The following is a 20,217-nucleotide window of genomic DNA, read 5'->3' on the forward strand; positions in this document are numbered from 1 at the left end:
AATGATCCAATGTCTTTTTTTATCACAAAGATCTAATTATTTTTACGCTTCACACACAACTTTTGAGATTGATCCAATTAGGATCAAGTCTAAAACTTGTAGGATTTAGGAATTATACATAAATATTACTTAGTCTAAACAGAAAGAATTTAAATATCAAAGTGCTTAATTCTTATACAACTCCACAACTTTTTGTATTAATCTCTGGTGCAAGCAATACAAAGCTGTGGAGTAGTAAAACAAATATTAGAATAAATTATAAAAACTGTATAATCTCTAATTTTATGAAGAGAAACAAATCACAGAAACTTATTTTTTTTTGAAATTTTAAAAAATTATTTTTTTCTATTAAATTATTAATCGTAATATTGCAATGAATAAATAAAGAACCAAAATGGGATTAGCAAAAACAGAAATGTTTACCGATGAACAAAATGAAATTGCACTGTTTGCAAAAGTGTTTGGGCATCCGGCAAGAGTAACAATTTTACAACATTTATTTAAAATTGATTCTTGTGTTTGTGGAGACTTGGTAAGCGAAATAGGATTGGCACAACCTACCATTTCTCAGCATTTAAAAGAATTAAAACACTTAGGTTTGATAAAAGGAAGTGTAGAAGGAACTCGTGTTTGCTATTGTATTCACAAAGAAAACTGGACAGCAATGAAAACTGTGATGTCTGAGTTTTTAAATCAAGATCTATCTCAACAAACAGGTTGCTGTTAAAAAAATTTACATTCATTAATCGTAAAATTGCAATAAACAAATATAATATTATGAAACTATCAGAAGTTAAATTAGCTTTAAACAACTTAAAAACCATTGGTTTTCAATTACCAAACGGCCAATTAGTACCTAGCCACTTTCATGTTACAGAAGTAGGTAAAATAACAAAACATTTTATTGATTGCGGTGGAACCGTAAGAAATGAAGAAGTAGTAAACTTTCAACTTTGGAATGCAGATGATTATGACCACAGATTGCATCCAGAAAAATTGATAAACATTATAGAACTTTCTGAAAAGGTTTTAAAAATTGAAGATCTAGAAATTGAAGTAGAATACCAAGCAGAAACCATTGGTAAATTCGGACTTGATTTTGACGGAACAAATTTCTTATTAACTTCTAAACAAACAGATTGTTTGGCAAAAGACCAATGCGGAATTCCAGAAGAAAAAACAAAATTACAATTTTCAGAACTATCAGCAGGAAACTCTTGTGCTCCAGGTAGCGGATGTTGCTAAAATAAAATCTATAGATCTAGTATTTATGATACCTGTAAAAAAAATTGTGATCTCTTGTGTAATCAGCGAGTAATAATTTTAAAATATTCCAAAATTATCTCGCAGATTTTACAGATTCACTCAGCGTAAATAAAAGAAAAACAAACAATCAATTTTTAAAAAAATGACCACAACACAAACAACACTATTTTCTGAAATAGAAAACGTAATTAAAGGTTTAAACCCTGCAACTATTTCCGAAGAACGTAAAATTGTTTTACAACCTTTAGCAGATTTTATTCAATCTAAAGTTGCTACTCAACAAAAAATTAGCATCAACTTTATTTGTACACACAATTCTAGAAGAAGCCATTTATCTCAAGTTTGGGCGCAAACAATAGCAAGCTATTTTAATATTAAAAATGTATTTTGTTATTCTGGAGGAACGGAAGCTACCGCACTTTTCCCAATGGTTGCTAAAACATTAAAAGGTGCTGGTTTTAAAATTAAAACAATTGCAGAAACAAACAATCCTATTTATAGTATTAAATATGGAGAAAATGCACATCCTATTATTGGGTTTTCTAAAAAATTAGATGATGATTTTAATCCAACATCAGAATTTGCGGCAATTATGACTTGCTCGCAAGCAGATGGCGGCTGTCCGTTTATTGCTGGCGCAGAAAAACGCATTCCTATTACGTTTGAAGATCCTAAGGCATTTGATAACACACCTGAACAAGCAGAAAAATACAAGGAAAGAAGTTTGCAAATTGCAACAGAATTATTTTACGTTTTCTCTCAAGTAAATTTATAAAAATGGCTTTAAAAAAATTAAGTTTCCTAGATAGTTATTTAACTTTATGGATATTTGTTGCCATGGCTTTTGGTGTTGGTTTGGGATTTTTTATTCCTAGTTTTCCAAACATTATCAATTCATTTAGCAGCGGAACCACCAATATACCTATTGCAATTGGTTTAATTCTAATGATGTATCCGCCTTTGGCGAAAGTAAACTACGCGCTTTTACCTAAGGTTTTTAGAAATACAAAAATCTTATCAATTTCACTTCTTTTAAACTGGGTTATTGGTCCTGTTTTAATGTTTATTCTGGCAATTACATTTTTACGTGAGTATCCAGAATACATGGTCGGTTTAATTTTAATTGGCTTGGCGCGTTGTATTGCCATGGTTTTGGTATGGAATGATCTTGCTGAAGGAAGTAGCGAATATGGTGCGGGTTTGGTAGCTTTAAATAGTATTTTTCAAGTATTTGCTTACAGCTTTTATGCATGGCTTTTTATCACTGTACTTCCACCCTATTTTGGTTTTGAAGGTGCCATTGTAGATATTTCTGTAGCAACCATTGCAGAAAGTGTTGCAATTTACTTAGGAATTCCATTTATTTTAGGCATTTTAAGTAGACTTATTCTAGTAAAATTAAAAGGTGAAGATTGGTACACAAACAAATTTATTCCAAAGATTTCTCCATTAACATTAATTGCATTGTTATTTACAATTGTAGTCATGTTTTCTTTAAAAGGAGAATTAATTGTTCAAATTCCTATGGATGTTTTAATTATTGCTGTTCCTTTATTAATCTATTTTACTTTGATGTTTATTATTGGATTTTTCTTTACCAAAGCAACAGGTGCCGAATATGATAAAACAGCAGCGGTAGCTTTTACGGCAGCAGGTAATAATTTTGAATTAGCCATTGCTGTAGCAATAGCCGTTTTCGGATTAAATTCCGGACAAGCATTTGCAGGAGTTATTGGACCATTAGTTGAAGTTCCTGCTTTAATTTTATTAGTGAGAGTTTCTTTTTGGTTGCGAAAAAAATATTATAAAAAAATAACCATTTAAAAAATAAAAACAGAATAATAATCAGCATTTTAATGTATAAAAGTTAAATTTGTCTTTAGTCATTATAAGAAATTAAAAGAATGAATTTAACCATTGAAAATATATTATTAGTTGGTTCTATATTACTTTTTATAAGTATTATTGTTGGTAAAACTTCCTATAAATTTGGAGTACCAACTTTAATACTTTTTTTAGCTATAGGAATGATGGCGGGTTCGGAAGGTATTGGTGGCATTCGTTTTAACGACCCAAAAGCCGCACAATTTATAGGAATTGTTTCCCTTAACTTTATTTTATTTTCTGGTGGTTTAGACACCAATTGGACTGCTATAAAACCAATTCTTAAAGAAGGGCTTGTATTATCTACTGTAGGTGTTTTACTTACAGCACTCTCATTAGGTACCTTTGTTTGGTTTGTTACAGATTTTACCATTTATGAAAGTATGCTGCTGGGTTCTATTGTATCTTCTACAGATGCTGCTGCCGTATTTTCTATTTTAAGATCGAAAAATTTAGCGTTAAAAAACAACTTAAGACAAACTTTAGAGCTAGAAAGCGGAAGTAATGACCCCATGGCTTATGTATTAACATTGGCTTTTTTAACCTTGGTAATTAATCAAGATTTAAGCATTACAGCTATAATTCCTATGTTTTTTCAACAAATGATTTTTGGCGGAATTGCAGGTTTTGGTTTTGGTAGATTAAGTAAAATAATCATAAATAGAATAAAATTAGATTTTGAAGGATTGTATCCTGTTTTGGTCATAGCACTTATGTTTATCACTTTTTCTGCTACAGATGCTGTTGGTGGAAATGGATTTTTAGCAATTTACATCTGTGCTGTGTATTTAGGAAATCAAGATCTTATACATAAATCTACCATTTTAAAAATGTTTGATGGTATTGCTTGGCTGATGCAAATTGTATTGTTCCTTACTTTAGGATTGCTTGTTTTTCCTTCGCAAATAATACCGTATATGGGTATTGGAATCTTAATTTCTATTTTCTTAATTCTAATTGCAAGACCCATTAGTGTTTTTATAAGTCTATTGTTTTTTAAAATGAAACTTCAAAGACGATTTTATATTTCTTGGGTTGGTTTGCGTGGTGCTGTGCCAATTGTATTTGCAACATATCCGCTTTTAGCGGGAATAGACAAAGCAAATATCATTTTTAATATTGTGTTTTTTATTTCAGTAACATCGGTATTAATTCAAGGTACAACCTTATCTATTTTTTCTAAATGGCTAGATGTTGCTTTGCCAGAAAAAATAAGACCTATAGCAGAAAACGATCGGTATATTTTAAATTTACCAAAATCAGCCATGAAAGAAATAGAAATTCCTGCAGATAGTTCTGCTGTAAATAAACGCATTATCGATTTACATTTTCCAACATCAGCATTTATAAGTATGATAAAAAGAAAAGGAAAATTTGTACGTCCGGGAGGTGCAACTATTATAGAAGCAAACGATACACTTGTTGTTTTATTAGATAATGAAGAAAGTTTAAACGAGGTGTATAAATTATTTCATGAAAACAACATGGATTATAAAGATAAAACAACCGAAGTATAAATATTGATAAGATTACAAGTTGCTTATGTTTCTTATTTTACTTTCACAAAACAGAATTGCCTATTTAAATATTGAAAGTTCGCAGCAATAAGAAGAAAAAAAATAAACTTTAGGCATTACTACCACAAAAAATAACTTTGGCAAAAATTGTTGTTTTGATATTTAGTGCAAATAGCCTTGGCTAATTACAAGTAAATTAATTTCAACAGCGAAACCAAACAAAATATTTTCATCTTTAGAAGAAGTTTAGAATCAATACCTAATTTTATTGTTTTAAATTTATAGGCATGAAATATCTTATAGCTGAAGACGAAATAGAATTACAACAATCTATTGTTACTTATTTACAACGCGATGGAAATATTTGTGAAGTTGCTTCAGATTATAGAGAAGCTTCAGAAAAAACGGAAATTTATGATTACGATGTCATTATTTTAGATATCAATTTGGTTTCTGGCAGCGGTTTAGAAGTGCTAAAAACATTAAAAAAAGAAAAGAAAAAAGCGGGTGTTATTATCATTTCTGCCAATAATTCTTTGTCTGATAAATTAGAAGGTTTAGATTTGGGCGCTGATGATTATATTACAAAACCTTTCCATTTAGCTGAGCTTAACGCAAGAATTAATGCAGTACTTAGAAGAGGTAAATATGGTGGTAATGACATTATAGAATTTAATGAAATACAAATTAACACCAAGGCCAAAACTACCCATATTGATGGAAAACAGATTTCATTGACTCGCAAAGAATACGATTTATTAATCTTTTTTATTTCTAATAAAGGACGTGTTTTATCAAAAGAAATTATTGCAGAACACCTTTGGGGAGATGATAGCGACTTACTAGATAATTTTGATTTTATTTATGTACACATCAATAATTTGAGAAAAAAACTAACGACAGAAGGAGCAAAATATATTAAAACCGCTTATGGTAGTGGCTATAAATTTATTGAAGATTAACCCATGTCTAAAAAAATAACACTGTTAAAAAAAACCTCTAAAAGATTCTTATTTACAGGTTTATTTTTAGCCTTTATAAGTACTGTAGCCTTATATTTTTATACAAAACACCTTTTAAAAAGTGAAATTGAAGAAGAACTTTACTCTACAGAAGCAAGAGTTGTTGATGCCATAAAAAAAGGAGTTATAGGATTCTCACTTCCACCAGTTACAGAAGTAATTGTTATACAGCACTTAAAAAATAAAGTTTTAAAAGACACTATTATTTATGATCCTTCACAAGATGAAATGGAACTATTTAGAGAGTTGTCTACTTTTAAAAATATTAATGGAAAAAACTATAAAATAACTGTTCGTAATTTAGTTGTAGAGTCCGAAACCTTTTTAGTAGCCATTGTAATTTCTAATATCATTATTTTGGGATTGACTTTTATCTTTCTCTTTTATTTTAATACAGCAAGAAACCTTCAATTATGGAATCCATTTTTTAAAAATTTAGCGCAAATGAAACACTTTTCTCTAACATCTAAAGAACCAATTGCGCTTATAGATAGTGATATTCTAGAATTTTCAGAATTAAAAAATGAAATTGAATTACTCACGAATAAAGTAAAAACAGACTACGAAAATTTAAAACAGTTTTCCGAAAATGTATCTCATGAAATGCAAACGCCTTTAGCTATTATTCAAGCTAAAATAGATAATTTAATAAATGAACAAGGAATTAATGACAAACAATTTGTGCAAGTAACTTCCATTCAAAATGATATTCAACGACTAAAACAACTGAATAAAAAAATCACCATTCTTACTAAAATAGACAACAATCAGTTTATACATATAGAAAATGTAAATCTTTCTAAACTTATCAATGAAAAAATTGAAAACTTTCAAGAATTAAAACAAGTACATTTAGCTCACAATTCAGAAAAAGAATTAATAATTCCTATGGATTCTTACCTGGCAGATATTCTTGTAAATAATTTAATTTCTAATGCCATAAAGCATGGTAAAAAAGATAAAGAGATTACAATTTACACCAACAAATCTATGATGAGTATTTCTAATTTTGGTGAAAAAGCACTTGTAAATCCCGAAAGTATATTCTTACGATTTTATAGAGAATCCAATAGAAAACACTCCACAGGGTTGGGCTTAGCCATTGTTAAAAAGATTTGCGACTTTTATAGCTTTACGCCATCATATTCTTTTAATGAGCATCAACATTTTTTCTCTGTTCACTTTAAATAATGCAATTATCAAAACTTAAGAATAACTTAAGATTTCAACCTTATTATTGCAAGAAAACATTAATATAATGCTCAAAAAAGTAATATTATTTGTCGTAGCACTTTCATTTTCTACCACCTTATTTTCTCAAAATAAAGTCACCATTTCCGGAAACGTATTAGAAAACAACAGTGAAAATGCCATTGCATACGCAAATGTAGTTTTAAAGTCGAAATTAGAAAATGCCTTTGTAGCAGGAACCGCAACAAATGAAAATGGTTTATTTACAATAAGCAATGTAACGTCTGGAAACTATTTTTTAGAAATTTCTAGTATTGGTTTTCTAACACATAAAGAAGCTATTTATATAGGTACGTTATCTAATTTTATCAATTTAAAAACAATACAACTTACGGCAGATGTTACTAGTTTAAATGAAATTGTAATAGACACTAAACAGCAAGAAGTAAGTGCTAAAATGGATAAAAAAACCTATTCTCTAAAAGACAATATCAATCAAAGTGGTGGATCTGTATTGCAAGCCATGCAAAATTTACCAAGTGTAAGTGTTTTAGATGGCAAGGTAAAGTTACGAGGAAATGATAAGGTTATTGTACTTATTGATGGAAAACAAACAGCACTTACTGGTTTTGGAAATCAAGCTGGTTTAGATAACATTCCGTCTTCTGCCATTGATAGAATTGAGGTGATTAATAATCCTTCTTCTAAATATGATGCCAACGGAAATGGAGGTATTATAAACATTATCTACAAAAAAAATAAAGTACAAGGTTTTAACGGAAAAATAGGTTTTACAGGAGGCTTGGGTGCTTTGTGGGAACGTAAAGAAAACCTGCCAAATATAAGACAGCAATATTCTGCAACGCCAAAAATAAATCCATCGTTATCTTTAAATTATAGAAAAAATAACGTTAATATTTTTTTTCAAGGTGATTATTTATATACTGAAACGTTGAATAAAAACGAATTTGTAACTAGAACTTATGATGATGGTACCGTTATTAAACAACAATCTAAACGAAATAGAGACACACATTTTTCAACCTTAAAATCTGGAATAGATTGGAATATAGATGACAAAAACACCTTTACTTTTTCTGGTTTATACGGTACTGAAGTAATTATTGACAATGGAGATCAACCTTTTTTTAATGAAGATTTGAGTGAGCGATTTAGGCTTTGGCAATTTCTAGAAGATGAAGTAAAAATAACAGCAATGGCAACCGCTAGCTATTTGCACAAATTTAAAGAAGCCGGACATCACTTAACACTTGGTTTTAATTACACGTTTCACAGAGAAGATGAAAAATATTTTTTCGATAATATTTTACCAAACCAACCTGTAAGCAAAAACTCTTTTAAATTACTTTCAGACGAGCAGGTATACGATTTTAATATCGATTATGTGAAACCATTAAAATATGGTAAAATGGAAACGGGGATAAAAGTTAGAAAAAGAAATATCCCTATAAACATGCAGTTTTTTCCAGGAACCAATACACCACTTGATATAGAAGCTGGTGGAGAAGCAGAATACAAAGAACTGATTCCTGCCGTGTATGGAAATTATATTTTTGAAAATGAAAAGTACGAAGCAGAAATAGGTGTACGTGTAGAATATGTTGATTTAAACTATTACGTAAATCCAGACCATAATACTTATAAAAATGGTGGATATGATTATTTTGAACCGTTCCCAAATGTTCGATTTGCTAAAAAAATTGACGAAAACAATAAAATTTCTATTTTTTATAACAGACGTGTAGACAGACCCAACGAAGTTGATATTCGTATTTTTCCGAAATATGACGACGCAGAAATTATTAAAGTAGGAAACCCTAATTTACGTCCGCAGTTTACAAACTTATTAGAATTAGGTTATAAAACTAGTTGGACTTCCGGTAGTTTATACGCTGCTATGTACCATCGTTTTGCAGACGGAACTATTACTAGAATTTCTAGTACTGTTGGCAATGATTCATTAATTTATGCCATTTTTCAGAATGCGGGTAAAAGTTACAATAGTGGTATAGAAATGGTGTATGCACAAGAAGTTTCAGATACATATTCTTTTAACTTCAATGGAAATATGTATCAAAATACTATAAATGCTTTCTCTGTAGTAAATCTATATCCAAGTGAAAATATTTTTTCCGCAGGTAAACAAAAAATAACTTCCGGAACGTTAAAACTAAACAATACCTTTCATTTTTCTAACAAACTAGACGCACAAGTAACGGCAAGCTATTTAGCTCCAGATATTATTCCGCAAGGTAAAAGAGCTGCAATGTTTTCTTTGGATGTAGGACTTAAAAAATCGATACAAAAAGGAAAAGGAGAACTCTTCTTTAACGCCACAGATTTACTTAATACAATGGTTATCAAAAAAACAATTGAAGGAGAAACTTTTAATTATACCAGTAATAATTATTACGAAACACAAGTTATTCGATTGGGGTATACGTATAAATTTTAATTCGCTTTAGAATGTCTTAAGATTTCTTCATTAATTTTAAAACTAAATACTTTTAAATTAAATGAATACAAAATGCACAAAAACGCTTTTAGTTAACTTTATTATAATAGTTTTCCTAAGTTCATCGCTTTTAGGGCAAAACAATAATACTACAAAAACAACTCAAAAAATTGGAGACGTACTACTCTTTGCAGTGCCAATAGCAACTTTGGGAACTACTTTTATTATTGATGATAAAAAAGGTGTTTGGCAATTTACAAAAGGCTTATTAGCCTCAAATGCCATTACCTACGGATTAAAACTAAGTATCAATAAACAACGACCAGATTTTAGCAATAACAATTCATTTCCATCCGGTCATACATCTACAACATTTCATAGCGCAGGATTTATACACAGACGTTTTGGATTTAAATATAGTATTCCTGCTTATGTTCTTGCTGGGTTTGCTGCTGCAAGTAGAATCGATTCAAATAAACACGATATTCTTGATGTATTAGCCGGAGCTGCAATAGGGCTTGGCAGTAACTTATTATTTACATCAGAATATAAGCAAAAACACATGGAACTTACTTTTAACACACGTAATAATGAATATTTATTAGGATTTAACTATAACTTTTAAAGCGATCCTTTACATTTTATAAAAACTAAAAAAACCTTGATAATTGATATCAAGGTTTTTTTATAATATTAAATTCGAAAAATAATATCTTATTTAGCCAACATTTCTTTAGTTGCAACAGTTCTAAAACCAATATGATCTGAACCAGAATTTGGCTCCATTCCCATTCTTGCAGAAATTCTAAAACTTGCACAGTAAGATTCATGACATAAAAAAGAACCACCTTTCATTACATATTCTACTTGATACGGATTGCTTGGCGTGTAAGACTTGTCTGCTCCTTTTGGATTTTTTAGAATTGCCGCTGGATCTAATGTTTGATAGTAATTCACATTAAACAAATCTGAAGTCATTTCCCAAACATTTCCAGCCATGTCAAATATTCCAATATTGTTTGCTGGATACGATTTTACAGGAGAAATATATTCAAATCTATCTTCAGACATATTTTCAGTAGGAAATTTACCTTGCCAAGTATTTGCATTTGCATTTAAATCTTCATACTTATTTCCCCACGTATAAATATTATCTTCAAATTTACCTTGAGCTGCAGCTTCCCATTCTGCCTCTGTTGGCAATCTTCTGTTAGACCATTTACAATATGCCAAGGCATCTTCTTGAGCAACATGCACAACTGGTAAATTATCTTGACCTTCAATAGAACTTCCTGGTCCTTCTGGCTGTTTCCAATTTGCACCAATTTTCCATGCCCACCATTGCCCATAATCATCCATAGAAACTTCACCATTTGCATGTTTATTAAAAATTAAACTACCCGGTTGCAAAACTGAGTCTGCTGGCTTTGGAGTATTTGGTGGCAAATCTTTTTTCATTTCTTCCCAATCTATTGGCCTTTCTGCAACGGTAACATATTTTGTAGCATCAACAAATTTCTTAAATTGTTTATTGGTTACTTCACTAGCGTCTATAAAAAAGCCATCAACTGCTACTTTATGAGCAGGTTTTTCACGCATCATTGCGAATGTATCGCCCTCTTTTGCGCCCATTAAAAAAGTTTTAGAATCAACCCAAACCATACCTTCTGGCGCTGCTACTTCACTGGTATTTTTTACCGTTTTTGTTGCTGTATCTTCTTTTGATGTTTTCTTTTTATCACAACCAATAACAAAAATTGAAAGAGTTAAAAAGGCTATTAATAATGGTTTTACATTCATGTTCATATTTAATATTTAAGATGTTTTGAGCAAATATAGATATTCTTCTAATGAATAGATTTAATTCAATTAAAATCATTTTTTTATTTAACAAAAAATTATTGTTTAACAAAATCATAATTACGTTAAACATTTGTATCTTTACATAAATTCAATACAATATGGCGCGCAAGAAAAACATCAACAAAGACACTCTAATTTCCTGGTACATGGAATTTGTTTTAGAAAATGATCATCAACCAAAATCAGTATTTAGTTTTGCGAAAGAAAATAATTTTGAAGAAGCAGACTTTTATAAATTCTTTGGTTCTTTTGATGCCATAGAAGAAGCCATTTTTTCAGAATTTTTTAATCATACTATAAAAGTTTTAGAAAAAAGTGACGCGTATAAAAATTACGACCCAAGAAATAAACTTTTAAGTTTCTATTTTACTTTTTTCGAAATTCTAACAGCCAATAGAAGTTATGTAGTATACGCTTTAGAAAATGCGCAAAAAGATCTTAAAAAATTAAAGTGTTTAAAATCTTTAAGAACAACGTACACAACTTATGTTGAAAGTTTAAATATTGAAAGAATAGACTTAAAACAAGAAACTTTAGAAAAAATTCAAAACACAACTATTAAGGAATCTTCTTGGATTCATTTGGTAATAACAATGAAATTTTGGCTAGATGATGTTTCTCCTTCTTTTGAAAAAACGGATATTTTTATTGAAAAATCTATCAACGCACGTTTTGATTTAATGGACATAAAACCTTTACAGAGTATTATAGATTTTGGGAAATTTATTTTAAAAGAAAAAGTGAATTTCAATTAATTAGAAGACATTAATATAAAACTAGCGCATATGAAAACTATTGATTCTATTCCTACTTCAAAAATACAACGTGCTTCTAAACTTGTTACTACAGGCGCAAAAATTGGTGTAAATTATCTTAAATATTATGGAGATAAAATAACCAAAACGGAAGATGAAGCAAAAGCGCGTTTAAATGAAAATAATGCTGAAGATATTTATGATGGCTTAAAAACTTTAAAAGGAAGTGCTTTAAAAGTTGCTCAGATGTTAAGTATGGAAAAAAGCATTTTACCGCAAGCTTATGTAGAAAAGTTTTCACTTTCGCAATTTTCTGTTCCGCCACTTTCTCCTGCGTTGGTTACAAAAACATTTAAAAAGTATTTTGGTAAAAACCCAAGTGAAATTTATGATAAATTTGATGCCGTTTCTGTAAACGCAGCAAGTATTGGTCAGGTTCATAAAGCCGAAAAAGATGGTAAAAAATTAGCTATAAAAATTCAATATCCGGGTGTTGCACAAAGTATTGCATCAGATTTAGCTTTGGTAAAACCTATTGCAATTAAAATGTTTAATATTAGAGGTAAAGATTCTGATAAATACTTTAAAGAGATTGAAAACAAGTTAATTGAAGAAACAAATTATATTTTAGAAGTTGCCCAAAGTAAAGAAATTGTTGCAGCTTGTAAACATATTCCAAACCTTAATTTTCCTGAATATTATGCAGATTTATCATCTGACAGAATAATTACAATGGACTGGATGCAAGGTGTTCATTTATCTGAATTTAAAACAGACAATCAAGACGTTGCCAATAAACTAGGACAAGCATTGTGGGATTTTTACATGTTTCAAATTCATACATTAAAGAAAGTGCACGCAGATCCGCATCCTGGAAATTTTTTAATTTCTCCTGAAAATGAATTAATTGTAATTGATTTTGGCTGTATGAAAACAATTCCTAATAGTTTTTATATTCCTTATTTTGAACTCGCTAAAAAAGAAAACATTTCTAATCCTTCTTATTTTGAACAAAAATTATATGAATTAGAAATATTAAGAAAAGATGATTCTAAACAAGAAATAGTTTTCTTCAGCGCAATGTTTCATGAAATGTTAAGTTTATTTACCCAACCTTTTCACCAAGAAACTTTTGATTTTTCCGATGAAGTTTTCTTCGGTAAACTTTCTGAACTAGGCACAAAATACGCCAAAAGTACAGAACTAAAAGACATGAATGGCAATAGAGGTTCTAAACACTTTATCTACATTAACAGAACCTTTTTTGGCCTGTATAATTTAATGCACGACTTAAAAGCAAAGGATATAAAAATTAATAATTATCAATATCTATAATGGCCTTTTTTAACAACAGAAAAATACAAGATTTAGAACATCTGTATAAGATAAATTTAATAAACAATTGCCTTACCAAAGACCTAAAAATACAGCATAAAAACTATGAAAATTCTTGTAACAGGAGCAACCGGATATATTGGTAAACGCTTAATTCCGTTATTAGTAAATGACGGACACACTATAATTTGCCCTGTAAGAGATAAAAAAAGAGCTGAAAGTTATTACAAAAATCAAAAAAAAGTACAACTAGTTGAAGCTGATTTTTTAGATAGCGATAGTTTAAACAAAATTTCAAAAGACATAGACACGGCCTATTACTTAATTCATTCTATGTCTAATTCCGCAAAAGAATTTCACCTTTTAGAAGAAAAATGCGCTATTAATTTCAAACAATTTTCAGAAACTACATCCATAAAACAAGTAATTTATTTAAGCGGAATTACCAACGACACCAAATTATCTAAACATTTATTGTCAAGAAAAAATGTAGAAGACACCTTGTCATCAGAAAAATATGCTTTGACAACTTTTAAAGCAGGAATTATTGTAGGATCTGGAAGTTCTTCTTTTGAAATTATTAGAGATTTAGTTGAAAAATTACCGGCAATGATTGCTCCTAAATGGTTAAACACAAAAACCCAACCTTTAGCAATTAGAGACGTGTTAGCTTTTTTATATAAAGCATTAGAAAAAAAAGAATTATACAATACTTCACATGATATTTTTGGACCAGAAATTCTAACTTATAAAGAAATGCTTTTACAATTTGCTGAAGTAAGAAAACTAAAAAGATATATTGTAACGGTACCAGTTATGACACCAAAATTATCTTCTTACTGGTTGTATTTTGTAACCTCTACTTCCTATAAATTAGCAAGTTCTTTAGTAAATTCTATGGGTGTAGAAGTTATTGGCAACAAAAGCAACATTAACCAATTACTAAACATTACACCAATGTCTTACAAGAAAGCTGTAGAACTAGCTTTTAAAAAGATTGAACAAAATAGTATTATTTCTAGCTGGAAAGATTCTTACATCAGTAGCGGAAAACTAAAAAACTATGTACACGAATTCATCAATGTACCAGCATATGGATGCTATAAAGATTTAAAGAAAAGAAAAGTAAAAAACAGCAAAAATGTACTTGATAAAATTTGGGCAATTGGCGGAAATACAGGCTGGTATTATGGCACTTTTCTATGGAAAATTCGCGGATTTATAGACCAACTTTTTGGAGGAACAGGACTACGTAGAGGAAGAAGACACCCTACAGAACTAAACGTAGGAGATGCTTTAGATTTTTGGCGTGTTATTTATGCCGATAAAGAAAAAGGAATACTACTACTCTATGCAGAAATGAAACTACCTGGAGAAGCATGGTTAGAATTTAAAATGGAAGAAGACATTTTGTACCAAACAGCCACTTTTAGACCTCATGGATTAGCAGGCAGAATGTATTGGTATGCCGTAATTCCGTTTCATTGGTTTGTTTTTAACGGAATGATAAACAACATTAATAAATAGCCATAAACAATAACACAAGATCCTTAAAAACACTATTTCTTATAGAAAAACAGTACAATAAATACCTAATACACAAACCCTTAAAAAACATAATGTTATGTTAATTTTTGTTTAACATTAATACACGTTTGTTAAACATTTATTATATTTGAAGAAATAGGTTTTAAATCAATGAATAACATTTTTTTCTGATTTCTTAATGTTTATTATCTAAGTACAATTAATTTTTTTTAGATAAGATTTTTTCAATTAATGATAATCTATAAATAAAAAAATCCTGAAAGCATTTCAGAAGTTTTACGACAAAGTAGTTAGGCAAAACCTCTAAAACAACAAACTATACCGTTATAAAATAAATCTATCAACACCCCTTATAAACGGCATAACAATTGACCAATTATAGGTAGAAAACGCTAAGTAAAACTAAATTTATAAAAATAACATTAAAAAATAATTTTACAAACTATCAATCCGTGCTTTGCTTTTAAGAGTAAAATTTCTTAAAGACAGCACATTAAAAAGACCAAAATGATTAAAGAATTAGAAGTTAAAAAAAATAAAGTTTCAACTAAATTAAACGGATTCTCATTTGAAGAAGTTGGAGACGAGCATTTTTTTACCGGACTTGAAACACCTATGAAAAAACAAGCTTTTAAACTTTCTGATGAAGAAAAGAAAGAAAAAATTGAAGGTTTATTCTCGCAAATAATGGATGTTATGGGACTAGATTTAACAGATGATTCTTTACAAGGCACACCTAAAAGAGTAGCCAAAATGTATATTGATGAAATTTTTTCTGGTTTAAACCCAGCCAACAAACCTAAAATTGCGTTGTTTGATAATAAATATCAATACAATCAAATGTTGGTAGAAAAAAATATTACTTTTTATTCCAATTGCGAACATCATTTTGTACCAATTATTGGTAAAGCACACGTGGCTTACATTTCTTCGGGAAAAGTAATTGGTTTGTCTAAATTGAATAGAATTGTACAATATTACGCAAAAAGACCTCAAGTACAAGAACGATTAACAAATCAAATTGCTGCAGAATTAAAAGCAGCTTTACATACGGAAGATATTGCCGTTATTATTGATGCAAAACATCTTTGTGTTGCATCAAGAGGAATAAAAGATGATACTTCTAGCACAGTAACCTCTTATTTTGGAGGAAAATTTAACACATCAGAAAAAATAGCAGAATTACAAAACACCTTAAAATACTAAAGAATGAAATTAATAGATAAAGCATTAGAATTTGAAACAAGAAAAATGAGATTTCCAACTACTAGCGATAGAATTATGGCCGCTAGAGAAGCAAAGGATTTAATTTTAAGCTTAAATGAAGTTTATAAAGAAAGCAAAGATTCTGAAATAATGGATGTTATGAAAAGATTGACTTTAATTAAGCAAAAAATTGAAAGACGTTTAAAAGGAAAACCATTAACAGCATAATAAATTCAATTTTGTATTGCTTTTCTAACTTTTATAATTATATTCGGAAATTATAGCATAAAACAGAGAAACACAGAATGAATTTATTAGAAAGATCTGAAGAATTTGAGAATAGAAAATTCTCTTTTAAAACCACAAGTGATAGAATTTTAGCTTCAAGAGAAGTAAAAGCATTAATACTAGAACTTAATGAAGTTTATAAAGTAGAGAAAGATCCAGAAATTATGGATTTAATGAAGCGCCTAACCGCAGTAAAACAAAAAATTGAAAAGCGCTTGAAAGGTAGACGATAAAAACCGATGAGAAAAATTTTAGTTGTAGGAGGAAGCAAAGGAATTGGAAACGCAATTATAACATCTTTAGTTGATAAAAATTCAATTATTAATATCAGCAGATCAGCTCCTTTACTTTCCCACACTAACCTCTCGCACTTTACCTGTAATATTCTTACAGATGACTTACCTATAATTAAAGAAATAGATACCTTCATCTATTGTCCAGGAAGCATCAATTTAAAACCAATTTCTAGACTTAAACTAGAAGATTTCAGAAATGATTTTGAAATAAACGTAATTGGTGCTGTAAAAGCTATTCAACATTATTTACCTTCTTTAAAAAAAGGAAATAAACCATCAATACTATTATTTAGCACGGTTGCAGCAAAATTAGGAATGCCTTTTCACGCTAGTGTAGCCGCAGCAAAATCTGCTGTAGAAGGCTTAACAAAATCTTTAGGTGCAGAATTAGCACCATTCATTCGTGTAAACGCAATTGCGCCCACGGTTACAGATACAGATTTGGCTTCTAAATTATTGCGCAATGAACGAATGATGGAGAACATCAAAGAACGTCATCCTCTAAAAAAATATTTAGTACCACAAGAAGTTGCAGACTTGGCTACTTTTTTAATTTCAGAAAAAGCAAGTGCTATTTCAGGTCAAATTTTTGAGTTAGACTGCGGAATTGTCAGTTTTAAACTATAAATAAATTAGAACAAAATGAATATTTACGATATAGAGATTAATAGTCTCCAGAATACTCCTATTCTTTTATCAGATTTTAAAGGTAAATATATACTCTTTGTAAACGTAGCTTCTAAATGCGGCTTTACACCGCAATACAAAAATTTAGAAGAATTACATAAAACTTTTAACAACAAAATAGTTGTTGTAGGAGTTCCTTGCAATCAGTTTGGACAACAAGAACCAGGGAACTCAACAGAAATTCAAGAATTTTGTGAAGCAAATTATGGGGTCTCCTTTCTAATTACAGAAAAAATTGACGTAAAAGGTACACATCAACATCCATTATATGCATGGCTAACATCAAAGAAATTAAACCATAAAAAAAGTTCTTCTGTAAAATGGAACTTTCAAAAATACTTAGTTTCTCCAGAAGGAAAATTAATTGACTATTATTTTTCAATTACAAAACCAATGAGTTCAAAAATTACAAAACATTTAAAACCATAAAAATAATGTTTGGCCTGTTTAAAAAGAAAAGTGAACTAGAAAAGTTACAAGATTCCTATAAAAAAATAATGGAAGAAGCTTATAAATTGCAATCTATAAATAGAACTAAAAGCGATCAGAAATACTTAGAAGCAGATAACATCTTAAAGAAAATAGCTTCTTTACAATCAAAATAATACGTTTATGAAACAAGTTAAACTTACACTATTATTTTTAGTTATTAACTTTGGTGGCTTGGCTATTGGCAGTTATCTAATGAATAACGGACCGCTTTCTGACTGGTACATCAACTTAAACCAAGCACCTTGGACACCACCTGGTATTGCTTTTGGCATTGCTTGGACATTAATAATGATTTGTTTCTCTATCTATTTAGGAAAACTTTTTACCGTAGAAAATACACAAAAAAATAAACTTATATTTTTAATTCAGTTTATTTTAAACGTTAGTTGGAACTTCATCTTTTTCAATCAACATTTAGTTTTGGTAGGCTTGGTAACCATTACACTACTCACTTTACTACTATTCTATTACTTTTTTAAAGTAAGTAAAAACACAGCTAACTATAAATATGTTTTACTACCCTATATGATTTGGTTGTGCATTGCAACGTCTCTAAACCTCTACATTCTAATTCATAATTAAAATGAAAATTTACACATTCCAAAGAAAACAGAATTTACCAATATCAGTAAAAAAGGCTTGGGAGTTTTTATCAAATCCGAAAAACTTAAAAACCATTACGCCAGATTATATGAGTTTCGACATTCTTTCAGGAGCAGAAAAGCCCATGTTTGCGGGTCAAATTATACAATATATTGTTACTCCAATTCTTGGGATAAAAACCAAATGGGTTACAGAAATTACGCATGTAAAAGAAAATGAATACTTTGTAGATGAACAACGTTTTGGGCCTTATGCGTTATGGCATCACAAACATTTTATCAAAGAAATTAAAGGTGGCGTAGAAATGGAAGACATTATAGATTATAAAGTTCCTATGGGAATTTTGGGTCAAATTGCACAACCAATTCTGGTAAAACCAAAATTAGAAGAGATTTTTGCCTACAGACAGAAAAAGTTAATTGAACTTTTTGGAGAATACAAATAAATGAAGGAAAATATCAACATTTTTTGGTTTAGAAGAGATTTGCGGTTAGAAGACAACTGTGGATTATATCACGCATTAAAATCAGGAAAAAAAATAACACCTATTTTTATTTTTGATAAAGAAATTCTAAGGAAACTTGATAAAGAAGATGCCAGGGTTTCTTTTATACATCAAGAAATTGTAAACATAAATAATCAACTACAAGAAATAGGAAGTTCAATTGCTATTTTTCAAGGAAAACCCATGGATATTTATGCGGATTTATCAGAAAAACACACCATTGATACTGTTTTTACAAATCATGATTATGAGCCTTATGCCATAAAAAGAGATTTAGAGGTTAAAGAATATCTAACATCAAAAAACATTCACTTTAAAACTTTTAAAGATCAAGTAATTTTTGAAAGGAACGAAATTGTAAAAAAAGACGGAACACCGTATAAAGTATTTACACCCTATTCAAAAAAATGGATAGAAGCATTTTATTTTAAAGAACTAAAATTTTATCCCTCTGAGGAAAATCTTGAACATTTTATCAACAATAAAAAACAACCTTTTTTAACCTTAAAAGAAATTGGGTTTACTAAATCTTCCATACACGTTGCTTCCTATAACGTTTCTACCACACTAATAGACACCTATGAAGAAACTAGAAACTTTCCCTCTAAAGATAGTACTTCTAAACTAGGTACACATTTGCGTTTTGGTACAGTTAGCATTAGAAAAATAGTCAACAAGGCTTCAAAAAGCAATCAGAATACATTCTTAAAAGAATTGATTTGGCGCGAATTTTTTATGCAAATTTTATGGCATTTTCCGCATACTGTTAAAGACAGCTTTAAACCAAAATACGATAGAATTCTATGGAGAAATAATGAAATTGAATTTAAAAAGTGGTGCAAAGGAGAAACGGGTTATCCATTGGTAGACGCAGGAATGAAAGAATTAATCCAAACCGGTTTTATGCACAACAGAGTTAGAATGTTAGTGGGTAGTTTTCTATGCAAACATTTATTGATAGATTGGCGTTGGGGCGAAGCTTATTTTGCAGAAAAACTACATGATTATGAACTATCTAGCAATATTGGTAATTGGCAATGGGTTGCCGGCTGTGGTGTTGATGCTGCTCCTTATTTTAGAATTTTTAATCCCACTACACAAATTCAAAAATTTGACAAAGAACTAGAATATATTAAAAAATGGGTTCCAGATTTTCAGGAGCTCAACTATCCCACACCCATTGTAGAACATAAGTTTGCAAGAGAACGCTGCTTAGAAACCTATAAAAAAGCATTAAAAGATTTCTAATAAGCATTTAAAATTTCATAACTTTGGTGTCAACT

The 20,217-nt window shown here is 29.7% G+C and carries 22 protein-coding genes; 21 read left to right on the forward strand and 1 reads right to left on the reverse strand.

Translation table 11 applies throughout. The features are described from left to right. The first annotated feature begins 394 nt into the window (after window positions 1-394). From ACSHW5_RS10655 to ACSHW5_RS10695, 9 genes are all read left to right on the forward strand, one after another. Window positions 395-727, forward strand: coding sequence for an ArsR/SmtB family transcription factor (locus tag ACSHW5_RS10655; protein ID WP_435676116.1), 333 nt, complete (start codon window positions 395-397; stop codon window positions 725-727). 50 nt (window positions 728-777) lie between these two features. After that, window positions 778-1,245 carry a DUF6428 family protein gene (locus ACSHW5_RS10660; protein ID WP_435676117.1) on the forward strand — a complete coding sequence of 156 codons (468 nt, stop codon included), beginning with the start codon at window positions 778-780 and terminating at the stop codon, window positions 1,243-1,245. A 163-nt stretch (window positions 1,246-1,408) separates the two neighbouring features. Further along, a complete protein-coding gene (locus ACSHW5_RS10665) occupies window positions 1,409-2,041 on the forward strand; it encodes a low molecular weight phosphatase family protein (protein ID WP_435676118.1) in 633 nt (210 codons plus the stop codon). A gap of 2 nt (window positions 2,042-2,043) precedes the next feature. After that, on the forward strand, window positions 2,044-3,090 hold the full coding sequence (gene arsB, locus ACSHW5_RS10670) for an ACR3 family arsenite efflux transporter (RefSeq protein ID WP_435676119.1): 1,047 nt from the start codon (window positions 2,044-2,046) through the stop codon (window positions 3,088-3,090). A gap of 80 nt (window positions 3,091-3,170) precedes the next feature. Then, a complete protein-coding gene (locus ACSHW5_RS10675) occupies window positions 3,171-4,667 on the forward strand; it encodes a potassium/proton antiporter (RefSeq protein WP_435676120.1) in 1,497 nt (498 codons plus the stop codon). A 287-nt stretch (window positions 4,668-4,954) separates the two neighbouring features. Continuing rightward, complete coding sequence (locus ACSHW5_RS10680; RefSeq protein ID WP_435676121.1) at window positions 4,955-5,629, forward strand: response regulator transcription factor; 675 nt, start codon at window positions 4,955-4,957, stop codon at window positions 5,627-5,629. Window positions 5,630-5,632: 3 nt separating this feature from the next. Then, the gene (locus ACSHW5_RS10685) at window positions 5,633-6,880 is read left to right on the forward strand and encodes a sensor histidine kinase (protein WP_435676122.1); all 1,248 of its coding nucleotides are present in this window, start codon (window positions 5,633-5,635) and stop codon (window positions 6,878-6,880) included. 67 nt (window positions 6,881-6,947) lie between these two features. Beyond that, on the forward strand, window positions 6,948-9,356 hold the full coding sequence (locus tag ACSHW5_RS10690; RefSeq protein ID WP_435676123.1) for an outer membrane beta-barrel family protein: 2,409 nt from the start codon (window positions 6,948-6,950) through the stop codon (window positions 9,354-9,356). A gap of 61 nt (window positions 9,357-9,417) precedes the next feature. Then, the gene (locus ACSHW5_RS10695) at window positions 9,418-9,981 is read left to right on the forward strand and encodes a phosphatase PAP2 family protein (protein WP_435676124.1); all 564 of its coding nucleotides are present in this window, start codon (window positions 9,418-9,420) and stop codon (window positions 9,979-9,981) included. A gap of 89 nt (window positions 9,982-10,070) precedes the next feature. On the opposite strand, the gene ACSHW5_RS10700 is transcribed toward ACSHW5_RS10695, so the two are convergent. After that, the gene (locus ACSHW5_RS10700) at window positions 10,071-11,162 is read right to left on the reverse strand and encodes a formylglycine-generating enzyme family protein (RefSeq protein ID WP_435676125.1); all 1,092 of its coding nucleotides are present in this window, start codon (window positions 11,160-11,162) and stop codon (window positions 10,071-10,073) included. 155 nt (window positions 11,163-11,317) lie between these two features. Between ACSHW5_RS10700 and ACSHW5_RS10705 the strand changes: the two genes are divergently transcribed. The 12 genes from ACSHW5_RS10705 (at window position 11,318) to ACSHW5_RS10760 (ending at window position 20,182) form a co-directional block, all read left to right on the forward strand. Further along, the gene (locus ACSHW5_RS10705) at window positions 11,318-11,974 is read left to right on the forward strand and encodes a TetR/AcrR family transcriptional regulator (protein ID WP_435676126.1); all 657 of its coding nucleotides are present in this window, start codon (window positions 11,318-11,320) and stop codon (window positions 11,972-11,974) included. Between the two features lie 30 nt (window positions 11,975-12,004). After that, window positions 12,005-13,309: an ABC1 kinase family protein gene (locus ACSHW5_RS10710; RefSeq protein ID WP_435676127.1), complete on the forward strand. Its 1,305-nt coding sequence runs from the start codon at window positions 12,005-12,007 to the stop codon at window positions 13,307-13,309. Between the two features lie 105 nt (window positions 13,310-13,414). Then, a complete protein-coding gene (locus tag ACSHW5_RS10715; protein ID WP_435676128.1) occupies window positions 13,415-14,836 on the forward strand; it encodes an SDR family oxidoreductase in 1,422 nt (473 codons plus the stop codon). A gap of 528 nt (window positions 14,837-15,364) precedes the next feature. Beyond that, window positions 15,365-16,063, forward strand: coding sequence for a GTP cyclohydrolase I FolE (gene folE / locus ACSHW5_RS10720; protein WP_435676129.1), 699 nt, complete (start codon window positions 15,365-15,367; stop codon window positions 16,061-16,063). A gap of 3 nt (window positions 16,064-16,066) precedes the next feature. Then, the gene (locus ACSHW5_RS10725; RefSeq protein ID WP_435676130.1) at window positions 16,067-16,291 is read left to right on the forward strand and encodes a hypothetical protein; all 225 of its coding nucleotides are present in this window, start codon (window positions 16,067-16,069) and stop codon (window positions 16,289-16,291) included. Between the two features lie 77 nt (window positions 16,292-16,368). After that, entirely contained in the window at window positions 16,369-16,584 is a 216-nt protein-coding gene (locus ACSHW5_RS10730) for a hypothetical protein (RefSeq protein WP_435676131.1), read from the forward strand. Between the two features lie 6 nt (window positions 16,585-16,590). After that, window positions 16,591-17,274, forward strand: coding sequence for an SDR family NAD(P)-dependent oxidoreductase (locus ACSHW5_RS10735; RefSeq protein ID WP_435676132.1), 684 nt, complete (start codon window positions 16,591-16,593; stop codon window positions 17,272-17,274). A gap of 15 nt (window positions 17,275-17,289) precedes the next feature. Beyond that, window positions 17,290-17,763: a glutathione peroxidase gene (locus tag ACSHW5_RS10740; protein ID WP_435676133.1), complete on the forward strand. Its 474-nt coding sequence runs from the start codon at window positions 17,290-17,292 to the stop codon at window positions 17,761-17,763. Window positions 17,764-17,768: 5 nt separating this feature from the next. After that, window positions 17,769-17,939 carry a Lacal_2735 family protein gene (locus ACSHW5_RS10745; protein ID WP_435676134.1) on the forward strand — a complete coding sequence of 57 codons (171 nt, stop codon included), beginning with the start codon at window positions 17,769-17,771 and terminating at the stop codon, window positions 17,937-17,939. A gap of 7 nt (window positions 17,940-17,946) precedes the next feature. After that, window positions 17,947-18,408, forward strand: coding sequence for a TspO/MBR family protein (locus ACSHW5_RS10750; protein ID WP_435676135.1), 462 nt, complete (start codon window positions 17,947-17,949; stop codon window positions 18,406-18,408). Window position 18,409: 1 nt separating this feature from the next. Then, entirely contained in the window at window positions 18,410-18,874 is a 465-nt protein-coding gene (locus ACSHW5_RS10755; protein WP_435676136.1) for an SRPBCC family protein, read from the forward strand. After that, entirely contained in the window at window positions 18,875-20,182 is a 1,308-nt protein-coding gene (locus ACSHW5_RS10760; RefSeq protein ID WP_435676137.1) for a cryptochrome/photolyase family protein, read from the forward strand. The last annotated feature ends 35 nt before the right edge of the window (window positions 20,183-20,217 follow it).

Origin of the sequence: Polaribacter sp. (assembly GCF_051251875.1) — a bacterium.
Lineage (GTDB): Bacteria > Bacteroidota > Bacteroidia > Flavobacteriales > Flavobacteriaceae > Polaribacter.